Origin of the sequence: Methanosarcina soligelidi, assembly GCF_000744315.1 — an archaeon.
GTDB lineage: Archaea > Halobacteriota > Methanosarcinia > Methanosarcinales > Methanosarcinaceae > Methanosarcina > Methanosarcina mazei.
The window spans coordinates 3,690,109-3,711,094 of sequence record NZ_JQLR01000001.1; the positions used below are offsets into that span (position 1 = coordinate 3,690,109).

At 43.3% G+C, this 20,986-nt stretch carries 18 protein-coding genes; 5 read left to right on the forward strand and 13 right to left on the reverse strand.

Annotated features, from left to right (window positions below; translation table 11 throughout):
• Positions 1 to 55: 55 nt before the first annotated feature.
• Positions 56 to 283 (reverse strand): hypothetical protein, encoded by a 228-nt coding sequence (locus M886_RS15795; RefSeq protein ID WP_011032183.1) that lies wholly within the window; start codon positions 281 to 283, stop codon positions 56 to 58.
• Positions 284 to 925: 642 nt separating this feature from the next.
• Between M886_RS15795 and M886_RS15800 the strand changes: the two genes are divergently transcribed.
• Positions 926 to 1,975 (forward strand): calcium/sodium antiporter, encoded by a 1,050-nt coding sequence (locus tag M886_RS15800; protein WP_011032184.1) that lies wholly within the window; start codon positions 926 to 928, stop codon positions 1,973 to 1,975.
• A gap of 811 nt (positions 1,976 to 2,786) precedes the next feature.
• Here the strand turns inward: M886_RS15800 and M886_RS15805 are convergent.
• Positions 2,787 to 3,458, reverse strand: a complete 672-nt coding sequence (locus tag M886_RS15805) for a diacylglycerol/polyprenol kinase family protein (protein WP_048037143.1) — start codon at positions 3,456 to 3,458, stop codon at positions 2,787 to 2,789.
• A gap of 601 nt (positions 3,459 to 4,059) precedes the next feature.
• On the opposite strand from M886_RS15805, the gene M886_RS15810 reads away from it, so the two are divergent.
• The gene (locus tag M886_RS15810) at positions 4,060 to 4,431 is read left to right on the forward strand and encodes a VOC family protein (protein WP_048051484.1); all 372 of its coding nucleotides are present in this window, start codon (positions 4,060 to 4,062) and stop codon (positions 4,429 to 4,431) included.
• A 226-nt stretch (positions 4,432 to 4,657) separates the two neighbouring features.
• On the opposite strand, the gene alaXM is transcribed toward M886_RS15810, so the two are convergent.
• The 3 genes from alaXM to M886_RS15825 all read right to left on the reverse strand — a co-directional run bounded on the left by alaXM (position 4,658) and on the right by M886_RS15825 (position 10,658).
• Positions 4,658 to 5,413, reverse strand: coding sequence for an alanyl-tRNA editing protein AlaXM (alaXM, locus tag M886_RS15815; protein WP_048037132.1), 756 nt, complete (start codon positions 5,411 to 5,413; stop codon positions 4,658 to 4,660).
• Positions 5,414 to 5,723: 310 nt separating this feature from the next.
• Positions 5,724 to 9,047 carry a NosD domain-containing protein gene (locus M886_RS15820; protein ID WP_235203991.1) on the reverse strand — a complete coding sequence of 1,108 codons (3,324 nt, stop codon included), beginning with the start codon at positions 9,045 to 9,047 and terminating at the stop codon, positions 5,724 to 5,726.
• Positions 9,048 to 9,380: 333 nt separating this feature from the next.
• Complete coding sequence (locus M886_RS15825; RefSeq protein WP_011032189.1) at positions 9,381 to 10,658, reverse strand: hypothetical protein; 1,278 nt, start codon at positions 10,656 to 10,658, stop codon at positions 9,381 to 9,383.
• A gap of 360 nt (positions 10,659 to 11,018) precedes the next feature.
• Between M886_RS15825 and M886_RS15830 the strand changes: the two genes are divergently transcribed.
• Entirely contained in the window at positions 11,019 to 11,906 is an 888-nt protein-coding gene (locus tag M886_RS15830) for a mechanosensitive ion channel family protein (protein WP_048048634.1), read from the forward strand.
• Between the two features lie 170 nt (positions 11,907 to 12,076).
• Here M886_RS15830 and M886_RS15835 read toward each other — a convergent pair whose 3' ends face one another.
• Entirely contained in the window at positions 12,077 to 12,439 is a 363-nt protein-coding gene (locus M886_RS15835; protein WP_015410962.1) for an Mth938-like domain-containing protein, read from the reverse strand.
• A 202-nt stretch (positions 12,440 to 12,641) separates the two neighbouring features.
• On the opposite strand from M886_RS15835, the gene M886_RS15840 reads away from it, so the two are divergent.
• The gene (locus M886_RS15840; RefSeq protein WP_048051485.1) at positions 12,642 to 13,367 is read left to right on the forward strand and encodes an AIM24 family protein; all 726 of its coding nucleotides are present in this window, start codon (positions 12,642 to 12,644) and stop codon (positions 13,365 to 13,367) included.
• Between the two features lie 114 nt (positions 13,368 to 13,481).
• On the opposite strand, the gene M886_RS15845 is transcribed toward M886_RS15840, so the two are convergent.
• The 3 genes from M886_RS15845 to M886_RS15855 form a co-directional block, all read right to left on the reverse strand.
• Positions 13,482 to 14,294 (reverse strand): DUF166 domain-containing protein, encoded by an 813-nt coding sequence (locus M886_RS15845; protein WP_011032193.1) that lies wholly within the window; start codon positions 14,292 to 14,294, stop codon positions 13,482 to 13,484.
• A 474-nt stretch (positions 14,295 to 14,768) separates the two neighbouring features.
• Complete coding sequence (locus M886_RS15850; protein ID WP_011032194.1) at positions 14,769 to 15,155, reverse strand: 4Fe-4S binding protein; 387 nt, start codon at positions 15,153 to 15,155, stop codon at positions 14,769 to 14,771.
• A 2-nt stretch (positions 15,156 to 15,157) separates the two neighbouring features.
• Positions 15,158 to 16,660 carry an L-aspartate semialdehyde sulfurtransferase gene (locus M886_RS15855; protein ID WP_011032195.1) on the reverse strand — a complete coding sequence of 501 codons (1,503 nt, stop codon included), beginning with the start codon at positions 16,658 to 16,660 and terminating at the stop codon, positions 15,158 to 15,160.
• A gap of 329 nt (positions 16,661 to 16,989) precedes the next feature.
• Between M886_RS15855 and M886_RS15860 the strand changes: the two genes are divergently transcribed.
• A complete protein-coding gene (locus tag M886_RS15860) occupies positions 16,990 to 17,445 on the forward strand; it encodes an adenylyltransferase/cytidyltransferase family protein (RefSeq protein ID WP_011032196.1) in 456 nt (151 codons plus the stop codon).
• Between the two features lie 23 nt (positions 17,446 to 17,468).
• On the opposite strand, the gene M886_RS15865 is transcribed toward M886_RS15860, so the two are convergent.
• From M886_RS15865 to M886_RS15880, 4 genes are all read right to left on the reverse strand, one after another.
• Complete coding sequence (locus tag M886_RS15865; protein ID WP_011032197.1) at positions 17,469 to 18,611, reverse strand: pyridoxal phosphate-dependent aminotransferase; 1,143 nt, start codon at positions 18,609 to 18,611, stop codon at positions 17,469 to 17,471.
• A gap of 53 nt (positions 18,612 to 18,664) precedes the next feature.
• Entirely contained in the window at positions 18,665 to 19,069 is a 405-nt protein-coding gene (ribH, locus tag M886_RS15870; protein ID WP_011032198.1) for a 6,7-dimethyl-8-ribityllumazine synthase, read from the reverse strand.
• A 49-nt stretch (positions 19,070 to 19,118) separates the two neighbouring features.
• Positions 19,119 to 19,583, reverse strand: a complete 465-nt coding sequence (gene ribC / locus M886_RS15875; RefSeq protein WP_011032199.1) for a riboflavin synthase — start codon at positions 19,581 to 19,583, stop codon at positions 19,119 to 19,121.
• Between the two features lie 86 nt (positions 19,584 to 19,669).
• Positions 19,670 to 20,821: a pyridoxal-phosphate-dependent aminotransferase family protein gene (locus M886_RS15880; protein ID WP_048051486.1), complete on the reverse strand. Its 1,152-nt coding sequence runs from the start codon at positions 20,819 to 20,821 to the stop codon at positions 19,670 to 19,672.
• Positions 20,822 to 20,986 lie beyond the last annotated feature (165 nt).

Sequence of the window (20,986 nt, forward strand, 5' to 3'; positions counted from 1 at the left end):
CGTAAACCTTCGAACGCTTTTGGACCCTTACCAGATTTGCTGTTGCAAATTTCCTTTAGATTCGGTACTTATTTCGGTTATCTTCGTTCAAAAAGTTCGAGTTTCTGGTAATCAGCAGGAGGCATCTATATCCCTGAAGGCAGGGCCTGACACCGAAGCTGAATCTTTCCTCTGGCACATTCCAGGGCATCTTTAGCCAGATAATCTGTGCCTGTAATGGACTTCTCAATCTGGTAAGGACTCCTTTTTTACAGGTTCTCCTTGCAGGATTAAGGATAGCCATTACCTAATTTCCCTTATTTGCCCACCCTCCATTCAGTATTATGCAATAAATAATATAAAAAATAATTCAACTAAAACGTTTGTTAGAAGATGAATATTTTGCTTTAGAAGCCCTTTATTTTTTATTAATATGAGATCTGGCATTAATGAAAAATAGAAAAGATATAAAATAATCCCGATTTTTGTTTAAACCCCTGATATAGCCCTGTTATAAGCTTTATGGACAAAAGAAAATCCTCTCCAAAAGGGCTATCGAATCGGAAAAATTACTTTATCAGGAAATAAACATACGACTTATGAAGAAAAACTTCCCTGAAAACGGCCATGCCTTGCAGGCTATTAAGAAAAAAAATCTATATGTGACCGAATTTTAATTGCGAGGCATATATTTTGAGTTCATATACCCGAGTTTAACCTGCCCGAAACTCTGTTCATTTCTCTGCTATCGGTCTGAAAAGTTACTTTCCAAGCCGGAATGGCTGTCAGCAGGAATATTTAATCCGTGGCCAGAAAAGTTTTAGCTTCCTGAATAAGCAAAATCTTTAATTTCTTTTTTAACTGAAAACCTTTAATAAGAGTTCTGCAGATTAAGGTCCAGATCAAGAACTAGAGTAAACAGAAAAAATCGATCCGACGTTATTTTATGGTCATAACAAATTTTCTCATTCTTTTGCTTGGCCTGGTTTTTCTGGTCAAGGGGTCAGACTATTTCGTTAAGTCTGCATCATCGATTGCAAAGAAGCTTGGAATTTCGGAATTTATTATAGGGCTGACCCTTGTGGCAGTCGGTACATCGATTCCCGAACTTGCTTCTTCGATGGCTGCTTCTATCCAGCAGGCAAGTGGTATAGTAATAGGAAATGTTGTAGGTTCAAACATTGCAAACATAGGTTTGATTGTTGGAATTGCTGCATTTCTTTCTCCAATGAAAACCGAAGTTGAGATGCTAAGGAGAGACGGCTATATAATGCTCTTTGCAGCTTTACTTTTCTTTGCCTTTGCACTCAACGGGGAATTATCGAAAATCGAAGCCGGCCTGTTCTTACTGCTGTATATAGCTTACACATTTTTCCTGTTTGAAGAAACAGACAAACATGAAGGTAAGCTCTATTTCAAAGAATTCATAAAATATTTCGTTAAGTTCCAGTATATAAACAGTGCAAGACAGAAAATCAATGGCATAAATAACGGTGTTAGCCGCACTAACGGAGATTCAGGCAACAAAAACTGCCAGCCAAAAAATAGCTTTTCAAAAGATATCCTTGCCCTGATATTGAGCTGTGCAGCCATTATAATAGGAGCAAAGTATTTCGTCAGTGAGTCAATATTTTTTGCAGAGCTCCTCGGAATTCCGGACACCATCATAGGCACTACTCTGGTTGCAATAGGGACCTCCCTTCCCGAACTTGCGGTAACGGTATCCGCAGCAAGGCAGGGTTACGGAAATATTGCACTTGGGAATATAATAGGCTCGAATATCACAAATATACTTATGATCCTTGGAGTTTCCGGTCTCCTCTTTCCGATCGCCGTTGCAGAGATAAGCCTCGTCTTTACAGCTCCTGTAATGATATTCATAAGCGTGGTCCTGCTTATATTCATCAGCACAGGCTGGGAAATAAAAAGATGGGAAGGAGCTGCATTGATGTCTCTATATGCAGCTTTCCTGTTTGTACTCTTCAGAATCAGCTAAAGTACCTGAAAAATTGACAGGACATTTGGAAAAAAGGACATTCGGAAAAAAATATTTGCAGGAAAGGCCGGATAACAGACGGCAAGCTTAAAAAAATGCATTTATCAGGAAAAACCATGGAGGTGCCTTATGGCTAAAAAGCAGAGCAACTGGGGCATGTCTGTGATACGTTTATCTGATGATTTTCCTTTCCCTTTAAGCCTGCTATCGGGATTTATATTTTTATTCGGACCTGTATTTTCGACCCTGATTTCTGTTTTTATTTGAAGTTGTAGTTATTATCCGGATTTATATTTATATTCGGATTTCCATTTTATCCGGATTTTCAATTTATTTGGATTTCCATTTTATCCGGATTTTCAATTTATTTGGATTTCCATTTTATCCGGATTTTCAATTTATTCGAATTTCCATTTTATCCGAGTGGAATATTATTTATGATTTCTATTTATGCAGTATAAGCTATTTTTTAATGTTTGACTATCGAAGAGAAGTTTCAGGTTTATTATTTTCAATTTATTTCCAGTTACATAGAAAATATCAGCTATCCGGCATGCTGCCGTCTATCCGTCCTCCAACTTCTCCCGTAACTACGCCGGTAAAAAACTGAAGCGCTCTTTTCCTGCCGATTAAAGCAAGCTGAGAAGTAGCTGAATAAGTATGATCAGAATAATCAATCCTATAATCAACCTTATGATCCCTGTCACTTGTTTACCCCCCATTTAAAGATATATAAGATCTAAATATATTTTTTAGTTAAATAAAATATATACTTCATGCAATTTAAAGCTTGGGCATGGAGGAGTGTCAATTAAAAAAGTCCGACAATAAACATAAGCAGGCCTGAAAATACAGGGATTAAAAAATTATCATTTAAGAAAAACTTGTAAGCTGCCTGAGAATTAAGTTCTTTTATTGTCTGCAAATCCACAACGCTTTCCAGCAGCATTCCGCCCGCAGACCCGACAAACGCCTGAACAGGAGTTACAAAAAACATGGATGTGAGGAAGGCTGCCAGAATTCCTGCAAGAGTTCCTTCGATACTCTTATTTTCCGAATAAGGCAGTTTATGCCTTCCAAGAGTGACGCCTGCAATGGTTGCTACCGAATCTCCAAACCCGACCACTGCTATGGAAGCATATACGATCTCTTCAGGGAACAATATAAGAGAGACTACTATCCCGCAAACCAGAAGGATAGTCCCTTTAAGAGGGATATTCTGCTTTCCGGGCCTTCCCCACCTGCACAGGAAAGCGTAAAGTGGGGAGGGAAGCATTTCATTTAGAATAACATAAATTACTGCCAGATAAAAAACCAGCAGGAGGAGGAGAAGGGTTAGTGCGTGGTCCCCCGTTAAGTAAACAAAAATTATAAAAAAAATTCCTGTAAAAAGGTGTATTAGCTGGCGTTCAAGCTCACCTTTAAGAGAAGCCTTTTCGTCGCGATAACCGCATTTTGCTCCTTCCTGATCCAGTTTTACCATAGAATCACTTCATAAGTTTACATCTTCTTAACCCGATTAATTAACAGGATGAAAGTCTGCGGAATAAATCAAGAAAGGTGAGCCAATACATGGTTCATGTGTGCCGCGATCCAATATATGATTCATATGCTCAGTAATTTATTATTAAATCAAACTGCGGGCGGCCACCCCACCCTAAAGGATGGGGTATGCTTCGGGCCGCCCGCCCGGTTACTCGGGGACAGATAATTAAGCATCCTCTAACAAGGTTTCATGAACATAAGTGATTGAAATTTGCCTCGGTTTCCGGTCCGATTTACGATTATTATACAAGGAAGCTATGATTTAGAGATTTAAAGAGAAAAACGAAGAGGCGAGGGTTCACTTCATCCCCTACCTAAAGGAAGGGGTATTCGTGACCCTCTGCGCTCCCGTTGTAATAAAGAATTATTCATTGAATATAATAAATATATACATAATAAATTTGCAGATCAGGCTGTATCACTGACAAATCAGGCATTTTCCGAAACGCCCTCTCACCAGATGTCCACTTGAAATTACCTATGGTAACTTCTTTACCTTAAAAACTAAATCTTTCAAAGTCCAGTATTATTGTGATAACATGCCAACAATAGTTCACTTTGATATCCCGGCGGATGATTCTGAGAGGGCAAAGAATTTTTACTCCAGATTATTCGGCTGGAAATTTGAGAAGCCTCTGGAAACAATGGATTACTACCTGATTGAAACCGAAGGACCTAAAGGGGAATCCGGACCCGGAGGAGGCCTCAGGAAAAGAGAAGGAGCAGACCAGAGAATAATGAATTACATTGGAGTTCCTTCAGTGGATGAATACCTGGAAAAGGTGGAAAAATTAGGGGGCAGAGTGCCGATGCCAAAAACTGCTATCCCTGGCTGGGGAAATCTTGCAATCTGCATGGATACTGAGAATAATGCTTTTGGGCTCTGGCAGGACGAAGAGAAATCAGAGTGATTTTGCGTATCAGGAATTTTCCATCCTATGGATTCTTTCCATCCTGTAGATTCAAGGTAATTTTGAAAAATAGAGAACAAAAACGTTTTTTTGTTTTTTATCATAAGAAATTCAGACTTCCAGAACCGTCTGTATTTAGTCTGTAGCTAAGCACTGTTAATAGCCTGCAATAGCCTGCTGTTAAAAATTAAAGGAAAAAGATTTCATAGAAATTCAACTCACCTGGTTATTTCAGTCCAGAAGCTTGGTCCAGGAGCGAAAAGTACATTCTCCTGTTACTTTTCCCTTTGTTCTGGAGTTTTTCAATCTTTATTCCTTTAATCTCTCCTGTATTTTTAAGGTGTGACCCTCCACAGGCTTCAATTGTCACGCCCTCGATTTCAACAAGGCGGACTTCAGTTATCTCTTCAGAGAAACCTTTGGCAAGCGTGGTAAGCCTTGATAATCTTTCTTCAGCTTCTTTGCGGCTGACAAGGTAGAGATTTACGGAATGGTTTTCGGCTATTATTTCATTTGCGATTTTTTCGTATTCTGCGAACTTTTCCCTGTCAAAAGCCTCAAGGCTGAAATCAACCCTGCTCTGGTCAAGCCCCAGCTGGTTTCCGGTAATCTGGGCTCCTGCTTCTTTTTCGATCACATTTGCAATCACATGGGTTGCAGTATGCATGCGCATATGCCTGTAACGGCGGTCCCAGTCAATAATACCTTTTACTTTATCTCCAACCTTAAGACCTTCTGCTCCGGTTTCGCCTTCAGGAGAGATCTCGTGGCTTATGTCTCCATTGAACTTGCCCGCATAAACAACCTTAAATTCAGCCCCGTCCCTTTCCCGGACCAGTTTACCGGTATCACTGGGCTGCCCGCCGCTCTCGGGATAGAAAGCAGTGCGGTCAAGGACAATATACTTGCCTTCAGTCACTTTTTCAACGGTTGCTTCGAATTCTTTCAGGTAACAGTCAAGGAAGTAAAGCGCTTCTGTCATTGGTAAACCTCTCCGGTCAGGAACTTTTATAGACTCATCTTTAAAAGCGGCATTCAAGAAGCCGGCAAATCTCAAATAGCCACATCTCAGTACAAATTATAATCAAAATAATGCCTGCACATGAATCAAAAATATACTATCAGGTAACTGGATGCTCCTTTAAAAGAGTTTCCAAATATAACTTATTATTCCGGAGATAAGTTATAGGTTCATAGTTAGAGGTTCAAAATTAAAGATTCAGGGCCTGGAGACAGCCTTTATTCATTGCACCCAGATTTTTGGATCTCCATTTCATTTCCTAATATTCATTTCATTCCCTTTTAATGCACAGTGCACCTGTAAGCAGGATAAAGATAGATGTCCCTGACGTGAGAGAAGGGACATTCCTGGGAACATTTCTGTCCTCTCCGCTTTCTTCTTCTGATGAGCCGCTTTCATTTTCACGTGCGACCCAGAGTTCCGGAGCCCCGTCAGGACCTTTTCCAGGAGAATTATTCTGCGCGGTATGAGAGGAGAACTGCAAAGGCTCGCCCTGCTCCTGACCGGCGGCTGAAAAAGGTGAGGTACCGGCTGTTCCCCTGTTCTCGACATTACCCGAAGGCTCAGGAAAACTGGAAATCCCGCCGCGTCCTTCGCCCGCTTTCCCTCCCGTACTCTTACCGCCATTCCCTTCATAACTGATGCTCCTGATTATATTATCTTCACTCACATTCCCGGATGTGTTTGCCCCTGTTTCTGCAGGATAAACAGTCCAGTTCCAGCTGTGTTGCAGGAATGAAGAGCCGTTTGCTGCAATAACTGTCAGATTGTATTTAGACCCGGGAGGATCGGTGTCGCTGTTTTCTGTAATTATGCCTCTCAACTCCCCAGTATTAATTGAAAAAACAGCAGAAGAAGCAGATTCATTTGTCTGCACCAGGGTTCCGTTTATAAGCCAGCTAAAAGTGCAGTTTCTCGTGGACCTTATTCCAAAATCCAGCACATCCCCTTCAACTGAGGCTGAGTCCCGGGCAGGACTTATATTCCCTATCTCGAAACCCGTGGAATATGATGCAGGTCTGGCAGTAAGTGGGAAGGAATCACTGCCGTAAGGAAGGTCCCCTATCCCGCTTCCGTCTGCATCCGGGCCCCGGTAATCAGAGTAAAAGTTTCCAAAACGGCTTTCGTAAATCCCGCCGTTATAGAGATATTTTATACCTTCAGCCGTGTTCCAGTTGTTTGGAAGACCTGAAAACCTTTCTTCCGGAAAGTTTTGACTTAAGCTTTCATTGACATTGATTCCATTTTCAAATTCATTCTCGAAGATTGTATTGAGGAAAGAATCCGTTAACCTGAGCCCTTCCGTATTGTTTGAGAGATTATTGCCCTGAAGGGTGTTGTTTGATGAACACTCAAACAGGACTCCCTGCGTGCAACCTGATATTCTGTTATTTTTAAGTTCACAGCTTCCCGCACTTTCGAGATAAATGCCAGCTCCCGAAGGCCCGTTTATGCTGAATCCGGTGATGTTTACGGAATTTGCAGTCACATGAAGAACAGGCTCTTCGAAGTTTTCTGCTTCCAGAACTGTGTCTTCAGGCTTCCCGGAAGCAGAACTTAAGTTAAGGGACCAGGGAAGGTCTATATTTTCCCGGTATATTCCCGGATATACGAAAATTGAGTCTCCCGGTCTGCTGTAGTTTACCGCATCTGAGATTGAAGAAAAATCCCCGTCCCCGCCAGGCTTCACAGTAAAAGTGGAAGAAGCTCCTGATGCCTGCTCATACATTTTTAAAGCGTCCACAAGCCCGTGGCCGAAAATAGTATCATAGCCGGGATTACCGAGGTCTGTCGAAGAAGTATAGAGCAGCCTCCTGATATCCATAGCCGACTTTTCCGGGAAAGCGCTCCAGACAAGAGCTGCAATACCTGCAACATGAGGGGAAGATGCACTTGTACCGAAAAACTGCTCTGAAACCCCCTTTGCACCTGTGACGTTTACACCGTCAGGCCCTGAAATGTCAGCTTTCTGGCGGACCTCAGGAGAAGGGTAAAAAATCGTAGCAGGACCAATGGAAGAAAAATTCTCGATCTCATAATCTCCTGATTCTCCCATGCCGACCGCTCCCACGGTTACCGCATCAGGAAGGGCAGGATGTCCGAAAATCGAGTCTTCAGCAATTATGTTTTCAGGATTGACTTTTACTCCAGGCCAGTAGTAAATATAGAGTTCAAGTTCTCTTGCTCCCCCTGAAACTTTTTTAACTTCGATAGAAGCGTTGAGGGTGTTTTGTCCCTTATTGGTGTACATAATGTATTCAAGGGGAAGATCGTCCCCGTCCTGATGGACTTTGCTGGATGCGATAATCTCTGAAGTTTCCCGATTTTTAAGGTAGAGGTCATAGTTATTTCCCGATTGTTCCCATCTGTCGTTCCACTGAAGAAAAACCCATGTCTCTCCCGATGGCCTGATCTCTAGCTGCAGATTCTTCACCTCCCCCTGTCCGCTGCTGAAATCGTGCCAGCCACTCCCATTGTCATAAAATAGGCCCTGGTAATGGCTGTCTCCTGAGTTTCCTGCAGCGCTTACGTAGAGGAGGTCGTGCTTTTTTATGATTTCATTAATATGGTTTGCAACTATCCCGTCTTCAAAAAAAGGTTCTGAAAGCCAGCCAATATCATCACAAATGACTGTACAGCCTTCATTAACAAGGGCATCTACAGCCCTGTTAAATTCAAGCCTGCTGGACCCGCAGTCATGGAAATACAGCTCCGCACCTGGGGCGATATCCTGGATAATCTCAAGCATGGCAGTGCCTTCATTTCCTCCTATTTTATTGCTCAGAATATTCACACCATAGGAAATATTGCCTGCAGCCTGCGAATCCTCAAGACTGTCCACGCCATCGGATATGATACCTATTTTTATTCCTGTCCCGTTTACACCGTAAGAATCCCTGAGGCTGGAGGATTTAAGGATAAAGTCTCCCTCTGAAACCGCGTTTTCCTGACTGACAAAAGGGGGAAGAACCGTTTGAATATTTTTTACTTCAGAAAGGGAAGCCAGGGTTTCAAGTGATTTAAGAGGGACCCATGATACAGCAATATGGTTTTCTTCGTCTCTTTCCTGAATTTCGCAATACTCTTCAAGTACGCTGCTGTTTGCAGAAGGCTTCAGATAGATGTATACATAGACTTTATCACCTGAAAACAAAGAGGGTTCTGAAGAAGGGTCTGAAGACTTGCTGGCATTTTGCCCCGAACCTGAAAAGACTTCAGCGTCTTCTGCAGGACCGGCTGCCCTTCCCCTTACAGGATCTTTCTGACTCAACTGCCCCAGATTTATCATCCGGGCTCGCAGGGACGCTGGAGACTCTTCCCCTGAAAGATAGCGCTCGTCACAGAGCTTCAGCAGGTCTTCTGAAAGCTTCTTCTGCGCAGGGGTTATGGATTCTTCGGAATAAATAACATCTTCCTTCAGGTCTGTAAGAAAAAAGTCTCTGTTTTCACTGCCATTCCCGCTTTCATTTTCATCCAGAACCATTTCAGCCGCAGAAGCCTTCTGCACATCCGAAATACAGAAGATCGCAGCCCATGACAGAAAAATAGAGATCAGAAATAATTTAACAGATAAACGCAGCAACACCTTACTCATAGTAACCAGCGCATCAGCTTTTTAATCGCCCGAAAAACTTTCAGCAGTTACATAAAAAGCACAGGTAACAGACAATGATCTGAAAAAGCTCCCGGTCCCCGTAAGATTAAGTCCCCAGATTAATTAAAGAGCTGATGAATTATAAATTCATAAGATATACAGATAAAATAAACTGTTAAGATCAACCTGAAGGGTGAACTCAATTAAACGGGCTAAAAAAAGAAAAATTATAAAAATTCTGACCGGTGTGACCTTATACGCGATAATGAACCATTCCTGCGCGCTCGACACCGGAGGCGGCCTTCCCGGAAAAGAGAAAAAACCAGAATTAAGTCAGGATGGGAATCCTATCTTGACGCCGCTATCAATTGCAGCAACACTGGCTTGAAGTTTTTCTTCTCTGGTTTTGAGATCGTCTCTTAAGGCAGCCAGTTTCTTTTCGGAACTTTCGGTCTCTTCTTCAAGCAGGAGGGTTCTCGAAAGAAGTTCTGCTTCCTTATGTTCGAGCGAGGCAAGTTCTCCGGTATCCGAGCTTGCAAGTTCTGATTTTCTGGAGTCAAACGCCTTCCGGGCTTCAATATACTCTTTTTTCTTCTCTTCAAAACCCGAGGCTGCGGACCTGACCTGTGCCAGAGCTTTCTCTTTTTTCTGAGCCTGTATATCAAGAGCATGGTCCTCGAAAACTTTCTGGAGCTCCGGGAAAAAGGAAGGTTCAAGGTTTACAGGGTTTTCAAGGCAGATATCGAGCTGTTTCTTTACCTCAGGCTTCAGTGTATATTTGCCGCTTTCATGGAGTTTCTTTATTCTTGAGAGGTTACCTGAAAAAGGCAGAATCAGGGAGTTCAGGCCTGCTTCGGCTTTTTTGAGCCTGCCTTCGGCAAGAGTTGACTCTTCCTGAAGTCTTTGCAGTTTTTGCCAGGCTTTTCCCTGTTTAAGCTCTTCGAGAGCCCGACTGTTGCTGGCTATTTCATCTTTCAGAGCCTGGAGTTTCCGGTTTTTAGCTTCGAGTTCGCCCTCTTCAGCTTTTATTAAAGAACAGGTTTCTCTGACCTCTTTTATGCCTTTAGAAGCTTCTTCAATAGATTCCATTTCACGCCTGTGACCCTGGATTGTTTCCCTGAGCTCATTAAGGACCTTGCCAAGCCTGCCGAGGCTGTCAGTAACGTCCTTTGACTCCTGAGGAAAGACAGGCCTGGTATACCGGAAGCTCCTGTTCATATGTTCAAGGCAGGTGTTCAGGCTCTGCATGGCTGATTCATGAAACGCTTTAAGGGATTTAAAATCCGTGTTTTCCGGAATCCCAAGCTTATCTATAAATACTCCTACCTGTTTTGTTACGTTTTCACGGTTACTCTTCGCCCGCTTAACAGCTCTTATGTCGAAATTTCCCTCAACTTTTGCCTCCAGAAGATTGTCATTGCTTTCCCTGAGCTCGGAAATCGCAGCCTCAAGCTCTTTAAAAAGCCCTGAGACATCCCCCTTTATTTCTGAAGATATTTTTTGAGAGCTTTCCTCAAGCCATGCAGGCAGTTCATCAAAACCGATCTCGATAGAAGCATTCTTCTCGTGTGAGCTTTCCTGCTTTCCGAAGAGCTTTTTAATCCATTTCAATATAGGCCTTCCCGGAATTTGATAAGATAGATACAGGTTAATAAATTTAAAGGCAGAAAACTTTATAATATTTGTGATTCAGTAAGATTTAATACCTGAAATAACAAATAATTTTAGAAAGCTGAGGATTTAGTAAGTCAGCAATCCTGCAGTAAATTGGGGTACAGATAATAATTCAGGGCATAAGCAATTATTCAAGGTATATTTCTTTAGTCCCTGTATATGTTAAAGTTTGCTCTATCCAGTCCTGCCCATACTTCTCCGCTGATTAAGGTCAGGAATCACTGGATGTAAGATAAAAACGTTTCCAACTTTTCTGATTTGGGATAAAAGATCTGTGAAATAAAAAGGAGATAAAAAATGGACGGCGTAATAAGCAGTGGAATTATAGAACATGTGATTCCGTATACTGATATAACAGTGTCCAGAGTGATCTTTTCACTGGCATTACTGGTTGCCGGGCTTGTTCTGGTAAAACTTCTTGTGCGTATTTTCAGGAGAGGGATCGAAAAAACAAAACTGCCTGCCCTTACCACGCAGTTTCTTGGGCATTTTCTGAAAATCCTTCTGTGTGTTGTGGTTGTCCTGATATTTTTAAAGAGCCTGGGTTTTGATGTGGACAGTTACGTGGTAGGGCTTTCTGCGGTTATAGGTCTGGTCCTTGGGCTTGGTATGCAGGACACCTTTACAAACATAGCAGCCGGGGTATGGGTTGCTGCGATCAGACCCGTTGACACCGGAGAAATGGTAACTGTAAACGGGCAGACGGGAAAAGTAAAATCCGTAGGAATTATGTCAACTGAACTCCTGACGCCTGACAACCAGCTTATAACAATCCCGAATAAGCTTGTCTGGGGGAGTTCAATTGTCAACATGACCCGTATGCCTACAAGAAGAGCTTCAGTGGATGTGGGAATCAGCTATAATTCAGACCTTGAAAAAGCTGTCAAAATAGCCCTGGACCTTATGAAAGGTTACCCCCCTGTACTTCAGGACCCGGAACCCTCAGTGGTTACTACAGAGCTTGCGAATTCTTCCGTAAATCTGCAGCTCAGGGCATGGGCAAAGACCGGGGATCTTATGGCGGTAAAGAATTATCTTACTGCCGGAATTTTTGAGGCTTACAGAAGAGAAGGAATTGAAATACCCTTCCCGCAGATGGACATTTATATAAAAGAATCAAAGGAAACAAGAAAAGAGATTATGGAAATTCAAACAGCAAACTCCGGCATAAGAGCATACGAATAAAATTAGAAAAAATTAGGAAGAATCGAAAAATTAGAAAGAATTGAAAAATTAGAAAGAATTGAAAAATTAGAAAGAATTGAAAAATTAGAAAGAATTGAAAAATTAGAAGGAATTGGAAAAATCGAAAAAAATTGAAAATACAAATGTGAGAAACTGAAAGCAGAGCTGTTTCAGCAGGTTATATGAAACATTGCAGAAACCCTGCCTTCGATTTCATTCCAGCGTTCAATCGCCCAGGGAGTTGGAAAAAGCTCTATCCCGCATCTTTTTCCTCTGAAAAAATCTTCAGCTTCTTCAGAAAGTTCCACAAAACCCGTCTGCCCGGTTCCTATGATGATTTTCTCCGTGCCTTCTTCGTAAATATGTTCGGCTTCTTCAAGAGAGACCTTATGGGAAGTCCCATACTTTTCTTTCGAAAGCATTTTTTCCCTTTTTTCTACCCTGCCGTCAAGCCGGATAATAATATCATAATCAAAAGCCTCTCCTTCTACAGTAATTGAACCAAAACTTGTGGAGTCGATCTTTGGTTTCATGGTTTGCCTCCTGAAACTAAAACTGGAAAACCAGATCTTACATTATACAATTGTTTTGCATTATATAAATAACAGGAAGCTTGCTTAAATTGCTAAGGTTGCCTGAGATTAAAAAACACAGGAATACTTATTTATATTTATTGGAAACTATTAAACACTTAGACAATAATAAAAAAATAAAAATATACCCAGAGGTAAAAAGATGGGCTGCTACTTATTGGAAGATTTTATCAAAAGTATGGGAGAAAGAGCCCCTGGGCAGGAAAATTTTGAACTTGAACGGGACCATCTGCTGCGAGCGAATCTTAGAGGTGCGGTATGGACCAGGATAGGATCCATGGTGGCATATACCGGAAACATAAAGTTTACACGGGAAGAAGCTCTCGAACACGGGATTAGCAGAAAGGTAAAGATATCCCTTGCAGGAGAAGGTGTCAGTTTTATAAAAGCCGAAGGGGTGGGAAAGCTTTTCCTTGCAGATAGAGGAAAGAAAGTCTCAATTCTGAAACTTGAAAATAACTCGATCTGCGTAAACTTCAATGATATCCTCACCATTGAAGACTCCATTAGCTGGGACATCAGGATGATTAGAAAGCTTTCAGGGATAACGGAAAAAGAGATTTACAATGTAAAACTTGAGGGAACCGGCGTATTCGCCATTAGCACTCACAATGAGCCCCTGGTCTTCAGAGTGACCGGAGAGCGCCCTCTATTCACCGACCCTGGCGCCACAGTTGCCTGGACAGGGAACATGGAGCCGGAAATAAAAAGCGATATCTCCCTGAAAACTATTGTAGGAAGAAGCACAGGGGAATCCGCCCAGATGGTCTTCAGAGGAGAAGGGTTTGTGGTGGTACAGCCCTGCGAAGAAATTAATTCCCAGGAGAAAAATGAAAAAGGCGTCTCGAACGTGAACGTTTATACCTGACGCACGTGAACGTTTTATACAGAACTCAGGTGAATGTTTATTTAATTCGCCGGAAGCTTTTTGCCAGGTAAAAGAAGGGAAGGCACGGGAAGGAGTGCCTTCATCGTTTCCGGTTTAATTTTCAAAAGCCAGAGCCTGGGCTTCATCACTGCAGGCTGTCGAAAACTTTTCTTTCTCCTTTTTTGCGCATTCCATGCCTTCTTCCACAGCCTCCCTGATGATATATCCGGCTTTGTGCAGGATGGTATCTCCGATCTGGGGATCTTTGTCCATGCTTGCTGTGCAGGGGTAAGAATGGTGGGCGCCTGAGATGGTTTCTTTATATCCCGAAACATCGGTCCAGCCGAGTTTTTTTGCGACAAACCAGGTTGAGCCGCAGGGTGCGTCCCTGAGTACACCCGCTCCTATGAACATTTTTCCGTCAGGGCTCATCTCTATCCTCAGTACAGGCCTTCCGAAACCGAGGTCCACGAAAGAGTCTATTACCGGCTTTCCGGTCTTATCAAGAGCACAGAAAGGTTTTGGAGCCTCAAATTCGATACCCATGGCTTCGAGTTCTTTTCTGAGCTGCTCAAGGACGCCGGCAGGAGTCTTCTTTGAGTCCTCGGACGGTGCAATTACGGCTTTTGCCCCCGTTTTCTGCACAACTTCGGGAATGGCTGCAAACAGGTCGGGGTGTATGCCTATTGCAAGGATCAGATCACATTCAGGAAGATTCGGAGGCATATACTGGGCAGGCTCTTCAATAAATGCCGGAAGGTCATCTGCAAACTCATGGATTCCTACGATCAGGTTCGCATAAGATTTCCTTGCCTGACGACAGTGGTTGCAGAGCTCACCACAGGACACACAGAAACTTGATGAGTTCACCAGATTCTGGATAACTTTTTTTCCCAGTTCGCCTGAATAAAGCACGAGGATTTTCATATTATTATTCCCCCTTTCAAGGATTTCAAAGCCATTTCACAAATTCGTTTTCTTCGTGAAAATTACCTCCACTTTTTATCTCCCATAATGAAAAAAATATAGAGAAAAAACCTGTTTTTAAGGAGGTCGCTGATAAGTTTTAAAATGCAGTTCTGGAAGAAGATGCTTCAGACCGCACACACTTCTGGCAGAGATGACTTTATCCTGTTATCATCCTACGTTATCATCTTACTGTACATTATAATTATTTGTTTCAATCTATAAATAATGGGAGTTTCGAAATAGAAATTGGTATACACTCATATACCCTTATCTGAATTTTATGAACTGGATAGAAAGCTGAAAAAAAAGAGAAAGGAAAAAAGAGGCACAAAGAGGGAAATAAAAGAAACTACAAGGAGAAAAAGAAAAAAGGACATAAACGGGAAATAAAAAATGAAAAGGAGAGAAATGAAAAAACTGGGGCTCAGTTTTTCATTCTCCCAGCTTTAAAGCCCCGTGCGGGCACATCTTGATGCACATGCCGCACTGGATACATTTCTTTTCGTCCACGCAGAGGCTCCAGTCCTCATCAAAGGCATAAACATTCATAGGGCAGACAGAAATGCAGGCTCCGCATTCAACACATTCTTCCTCGTCCCTGTGGATGGGCCGGTCAAGAATTGCAACGATTGCCCCTCTCGACTCGAGAGCATTTTTAATTTTATCGAACCTGGAATCTTTAACGTCTGCAATGAGTTCTCCGTAAGTTGAGTCAATGTTTGCGACCATAATATTAAGCAGGATCCCTGTTTCTATGATGGACTCGGAGATAATTGGGTTATGTATCCTTTCAGTAGGGATGCAGATCTTTATTTTCATGCTCAGTACCTCCTTGCAAAGAGCTTGCTTATATTGTCGCTTGTGATAATCCCGAGTACTTTCTTCTGCGCATCAATCACCGGCATTGCTGAAACTCCGTAGCGGTCAAGCCTGCGGGCTGCAAGGTCCACAGGTTCGTTAGGGGCGCAGGTAAGGACCTTTTTCGTCATAACGCTTTCTACGGAATCGAAAATGTTTTCCGCGACTGCCTTTGAGATATCCCAGGCTGTGAGGATCCCTACAAGTTCACCGGTATCCGAAACTACTGCAAGGTGGTTGAAAGAGTTCTCCCAGATTTTCTTTGCAGCGTCCTGGACAGTCTGATCCTTTTTGATAGTGACGATGAAATCGGACATAACGTCTTTTACAAGAGGCACTGCCTGAGTCTGCTTCATGGGCTTTGCCGAGCCTTCACTGCAAAGCTTTTCCACAGGCATGCTGACAAAGAACTTTCCGTGTTTTACCCATTCCTTCAGCTCATTTGCAATCTTTCTGGCGTTCTTGAAGCTTGAAAGGGAAGATGTTGGAACATCCTTTCCTTCAATCTGCACAGATCCAGATCTGAGTTCGGCATAATTTACCTGCCTGACCACAGGCTTGTCCCTGCTTCCGATAGCATAGTCAAGCACACTGGTGGTGATGTCCTCGTCACGTACTGCAGTTGCAGCTGCAAGCTTTTCATTCAGGATAGGAATAGGAATCCCGATTCCCATGTAAAGGGTTGTCCCGTAACCTGCAAAAGAGGCGGCTCTTAAATAATCAGGGCTCATTTCCTTAAGGTTCCCTTTAAGCATGAGGGTTCCAAAACTTCCGGATGGGGAATGCTGAGTCCCGTTGCCTATGACATAACCCTGCGCACCTCCAAGAAAAATCCTTGTGCCTGTTCCTATAGTTTCATATCCCGGGTCGTTTGACAGGGGAGAAAGCACTCCTGCTCCGGAATAAGTGACGTTTCCGAAGTTGGGCAGAAGCTCACCCATATAAGTATTCAGGATCCTTTTAGAACTGTTTGTTGCAGCGTTGTATTTCTGGTATGCGTTCCTGGGGTTGAGAAGAACGGCTTCGTTTAAGTCTTCAAGGGTGATCGCCGTATCAAGCACTTTTCTCGGGTAGCAGTCTGTCCCGTAGGAAGTTGCATGAACATTGATTTCTTTTCCCCTGAGAAGGTCTTCAATAACGTGTGCTCCTCCATACTGAATCCCGCGTGTGTCCGAGATCTGGGCAGCTCCGAGGTAAGCATCAACAGCAGCAATCCCGCTGTACGCCTCAACATTATTGAACCATAATTTCTGAATTTTAATCGGGGGTTCTGAATGACCCAGATTGAGCATCAAACCTGATGAGCACATGGCTCCGAAAGTGCCTGTTGTCACCACATCCACTTCTTTCGCAGCACTTTCCACGCCGAGGTCTTCAACAATTCCAACCATTTCTTCGGCTGTGACTACATTGACGCTCCCATCTTCAATTTTTTTATTAATCTCATGAATTGATTTTTTTACCATACGGGTTTCCTCTTGCTATAAACTTATCTAGATGGTAATTTTTGCCAGAATTATATATTACTTGTGATAATCCCGGGGGTAACAACCAGCTCTATAATAACCCGGAAATTCCGACATTGCATTATCTGGCTTCAGGCTATTGCTGTCAGGTTTCCATTTAATAATTATTAGTCATATTTACAAACAATATATATTACTTGCGGTAATCAGAGGTTCATCAGGTCTAAGGTTATTTTCGGAAAAATCAATGACTGTTCACATTATCTACAAGCTGTATAACATGGAATTCTTACCTGCAGGGAAATGAAGTTATTTTCAGTAAGTTTCTTATGCTTGCAGGATATTACCCGAGTCCAGGTGATTTATTGACGCGTGTATTGGCTACCGGAACTTTTGATATTCTCCATCCGGGACATGTTTATTTCCTCGCCCAGGCGAAGGCTCTCGGAGACGAGCTCTTTGTCATTATTGCCAGGGATTCCAATGTGACCCATAAGCCGAAACCAGTGATTCCCGAGGAACAGCGGCTTGAGATGGTAGATGCACTCAAAGCGGTAAATAAAGCCATTCTTGGCAGTGAAAAGGACATGTTCGAACCTCTCAGGGAGATCAAACCGGACATCATTGCTCTGGGCTATGACCAGCGTTTTGACACAGAGATTCTGGAAAAAGAACTTACAAAAAGAGGGCTTCCTGCAAAAGTAGTAAGGATCCCGCTTTCAAAAGAATGCCCCCTTTGCAGTACCGGCACAATTATAAAAGAAGTCCTTAAACGGTACGGGTAAACTTACCCATACCGCCTGCTGTTTTATGCAAACACTTTTTCAAGCCTGTCAAGGGCTTCACGAATTCTATCAATGGACGTTGCATAGGAAATCCGGATAAAGTCCTCGCCCGAAGACCCGAAAGCGATTCCGGGAGTTACTGCCACATGAGCTTCTTTCAGGAGCTTTTCAGCAACTTCAGTCCCGTTTCCATAATCGCTTACATTGGCAAAGGCGTAAAAAGCACCATCCGGCTTCTTGCATTCCAGCCCCATTTTATTCAGCCCGTCAATAAGGATGTCCCTGCGCATTTTAAAGCGGTCTACCATTGCCTTGACCCCTTCCTGAGGTCCCTGAAGGGCTTCAAGCCCGCCGTACTGGACAAAGGTGGTAGCGCTGCTTACGGAGTGCGACTGGATCTTCTGCAGTAGCTTGAAAATCTCAGGAGGGGCTGTCAGGTATCCGAGCCTCCAGCCGGTCATTGCGTATGCTTTGGAAAAACCGTTTACAGTAATGGTCCTCTCCTGCATCCCATCGAAGCTGCCGATGCTGATGTGTTCCCTGTCATAGATGATTTTCTCATAGATCTCGTCCGAGACTACCAGAAGGTCATGGTCAATTGCTATATCGGCAATGCACTGAAGGGTCTTTTTCCCGAATACGCCGCCTGTCGGGTTGCCGGGGCTGTTTACAACAATGAGTTTTGTTTTATCATTTATGTATTCGGCAAAATTGTCAGGCAGGAAACCTTTCTCAGGAACTGTGGGAACCCAAACCGTATCTGCCCCTGCAAAACGGATGCAGGCATCATAAGTTACCCATGCAGGATCAAAGAGGAGGGCCTGATCCCCGTCGTCGAGGGAACCCATCATTATTTCGAAAATCCCCTGCTTTGCACCCGGAGTGACCAGCACATCTTTTTCACTCACATCCAGATGGTTCTCAGTCCTCAGTTTTTCGGCAATAGCAGATCTCAGTTCCGGAATGCCTGCAGAAGGGGCATAATGGGTTTTTCCCTCATACATAGCCTTTGCTGCGGCATCGCAGATATTTTTCGGGGTATCGAAATCAGGTTCGCCAAGGCTAAAGTTGATAACGTCTGTACCCTCTTTAATCATTCTGGTTGCAATATTGGAGATCCTGATCGTTGCGGATTCTTCTACACGCTTAAGCCTTGCGGATGTCATAGGGATGGTCCTGGTTTATTACATTTTGCTAGCTTATCAGACGTTAAAGAATTTCACAGCCGCCGCACCAGCTTTACCGCAGCTTCGACAGCCCTTTTGGCATAGTCGACACGTTCATGTGCGGCCATCCTGGTCATACCCGGGCCGGGGATTCCAAGAGTTACCGGCTTGTTGAACTCAAGGGAAAGATCCATAATCTTTCTTGCGGCATGCTGCATAACCACCTGGTCATGGTCGGTTTCGCCTTCGATTACCGACCCTATGGTAACCACTGCATCAATATCTTCCCTCTGGCAGAGCTTTTTGATTGCAAGAGGCATATCAAAGACCCCGGGCACGAGAATAGTCTCTTTAACTGTTGCCCCAAGGAACTCTGCATGCTCTCTTCCAAGCAGCTCCATCTGATAGGTAAGATCCCTGTTAAATTCAGCTACAACAAATCCTAGGCTGATAGTCATCGAATAAGGTCTCCAGTCTTGTTTTTAATTTAAAGTTACTAAAGTCACATCACATTCTTAAAGGGCCTGCATCTTCAAACCCCTGTCTTTGACCGGTGCCGGCTTCCCTGACCAGTTTTTCCGGCTTGAAGAGCAGTTTTATCACATTTAAAGCATGTTCGCGGGTCCGCCTGTCCATCAGAAATGCGAGTTCTTTCTCATCTTTTCCTTCATCCTCATGGACAAAGACCTCAATAATATGGGTATTGGTCATGAGCTGGGCCATAATAAGACCCTGAGAAGCTTCATGAGCGCACATTTTGTCTTTTTCTTTGCCGCCAGGCATGCCAAGGGCCATTACTATGTCGCAGCCTTCTTCTTCGATAAGCTTTTTGGCTGCTACCGGAAGGTCCTTTATGCCGGGTACGGTTACTCTTTTAATCTGTGCGGATACATTTTTCTGTATCTCGTCAATTGCTGCACGCCCCATATTATAGCGCGCAAACGTTGTATCTGCAATCCCTATTGTAGGCATGTGAATCCGATCGGAATTTAAGATATGTTCTTCTGGTATTCCTGAAACGTTTATAAACTCTGGCATGGAGAATTTTTAAAATCCTCTCATAGCCTGTCAATAACGCGTGTTGCAGCTTCAGTACCTGCTCCCACGCTGTCAATATAACCGTGCTTATGAAGCACGATTTCCAGCTGCTGGATAGTGGATAGAACGTCCCTTGCAGTTACATTACCCATGTTTCCAATCCTGAAAATCTTGCTCTTCAAGCGTTCCTGCCCGCCAGCGATGATTACGCCGCGCTTCTTCATATCATTTTTGATATCTTCTCCGTCAATCCCTGCAGGGGATTTCAATGCTGTGATTGTGTTGGAGTACTGGCTGTACTCATTGAGCTGAGGGAACATCTCTATATTCAATGCACCAGCTGCTGCCCTTACAGCTTCGGAAAGGGTCCTGTGCCTTTTGATTCTGGCTTCCATTCCCTCTTCTTTTACGATGTGAAGAGCTTCCTGAAGTGCATAGAAAAGAGGAATCGCAGGTGTATAAGGTGTTTCCGGCCTGGGCTTGTCCCCGCTCTTTTTATATGCTTTAAGATCATTATAGTAGAGCCTCTTCTTCATGCCGTTCATAGCCTCAAAGGCTTTTTCGCTTACTGAAACGGCTGCCATTCCCGGTGGAGCTGCAAAGCATTTCTGTGAGCCTACGATTGCAATGTCAACACCCCATTCATCGACTTTGACTTCATCTCCCCCAAGAGAGGTTACACCATCCATTATAAAAAGGGCATCGTATTTTTTAGCAAGTTTACCAATTTCTGCAGCAGGGTTCATAATGCCTGCAGAGGTCTCATTGTGGACGAGGGTGATGGCTTTTGCCCCTTCTTCGAGTTTCTCCTTAACCTTTTCGAGGTCAACAGGAAGGCCCCATTCAAATTCCAGCGGCACTACTTCAGCATAAAGAGCTGCAAGGTCTTTAAAGCGCTCTCCGAATTTTCCGTTTTCTATGGCAATGACTTTGTCCCCGCTTCCGGCTACAGACCCGACAGCAGCTTCCATTCCTGCAGTCCCGGAGCCACTGAGTAAGAAAATGTCATTTTTTGTCTGGAAAACATCTGCAAGAATTCCCCTGCAATCAGTATAAATTCCGGCAAATTCGGCACTCCGGTGGTTGATCATCGGTTTTGACATCGCCCTGAGCACCCTGGGTGCAACAGATACGGGACCAGGCATCATCAGAAGGGTATCTTCCAGATCCATATTTTTTATGCTCCACACTTTTTCAAAGATTAGCTCACAATTTTGTTTGTTTTTTATTGGGAAAACTTAGTGAACCTGTAATTTTCAATCATGCAATCCCGAAATAATTCAGGGTAATATTTCCATCAGATCCAGTGTGTTAGAAAGGCTGGAAATCTTTCATAC

What these genes read in the sequence shown, in the direction of transcription:
- M886_RS15810 (WP_048051484.1), top strand. Translation starts at nt 4,060, where the DNA reads ATGCCAACAATAGTTCACTTTGATATCCCGGCGGATGATTCTGAGAGG.
- M886_RS15845 (WP_011032193.1), bottom strand. Translation starts at nt 14,294, where the DNA reads ATGAAAATCCTCGTGCTTTATTCAGGCGAACTGGGAAAAAAAGTTATC.
- M886_RS15850 (WP_011032194.1), bottom strand. Translation starts at nt 15,155, where the DNA reads ATGAAAATAAAGATCTGCATCCCTACTGAAAGGATACATAACCCAATT.
- M886_RS15800 (WP_011032184.1), top strand. Translation starts at nt 926, where the DNA reads ATGGTCATAACAAATTTTCTCATTCTTTTGCTTGGCCTGGTTTTTCTG.
- M886_RS15805 (WP_048037143.1), bottom strand. Translation starts at nt 3,458, where the DNA reads ATGGTAAAACTGGATCAGGAAGGAGCAAAATGCGGTTATCGCGACGAA.
- M886_RS15860 (WP_011032196.1), top strand. Translation starts at nt 16,990, where the DNA reads ATGCTTGCAGGATATTACCCGAGTCCAGGTGATTTATTGACGCGTGTA.
- ribC (WP_011032199.1), bottom strand. Translation starts at nt 19,583, where the DNA reads ATGCCTACAATAGGGATTGCAGATACAACGTTTGCGCGCTATAATATG.
- M886_RS15880 (WP_048051486.1), bottom strand. Translation starts at nt 20,821, where the DNA reads ATGGATCTGGAAGATACCCTTCTGATGATGCCTGGTCCCGTATCTGTT.
- M886_RS15835 (WP_015410962.1), bottom strand. Translation starts at nt 12,439, where the DNA reads ATGAAACCAAAGATCGACTCCACAAGTTTTGGTTCAATTACTGTAGAA.
- M886_RS15855 (WP_011032195.1), bottom strand. Translation starts at nt 16,660, where the DNA reads ATGGTAAAAAAATCAATTCATGAGATTAATAAAAAAATTGAAGATGGG.
- M886_RS15840 (WP_048051485.1), top strand. Translation starts at nt 12,642, where the DNA reads ATGGGCTGCTACTTATTGGAAGATTTTATCAAAAGTATGGGAGAAAGA.
- M886_RS15820 (WP_235203991.1), bottom strand. Translation starts at nt 9,047, where the DNA reads ATGAGTAAGGTGTTGCTGCGTTTATCTGTTAAATTATTTCTGATCTCT.
- M886_RS15865 (WP_011032197.1), bottom strand. Translation starts at nt 18,611, where the DNA reads ATGACATCCGCAAGGCTTAAGCGTGTAGAAGAATCCGCAACGATCAGG.
- alaXM (WP_048037132.1), bottom strand. Translation starts at nt 5,413, where the DNA reads ATGACAGAAGCGCTTTACTTCCTTGACTGTTACCTGAAAGAATTCGAA.
- M886_RS15830 (WP_048048634.1), top strand. Translation starts at nt 11,019, where the DNA reads ATGGACGGCGTAATAAGCAGTGGAATTATAGAACATGTGATTCCGTAT.
- ribH (WP_011032198.1), bottom strand. Translation starts at nt 19,069, where the DNA reads ATGACTATCAGCCTAGGATTTGTTGTAGCTGAATTTAACAGGGATCTT.
- M886_RS15795 (WP_011032183.1), bottom strand. Translation starts at nt 283, where the DNA reads ATGGCTATCCTTAATCCTGCAAGGAGAACCTGTAAAAAAGGAGTCCTT.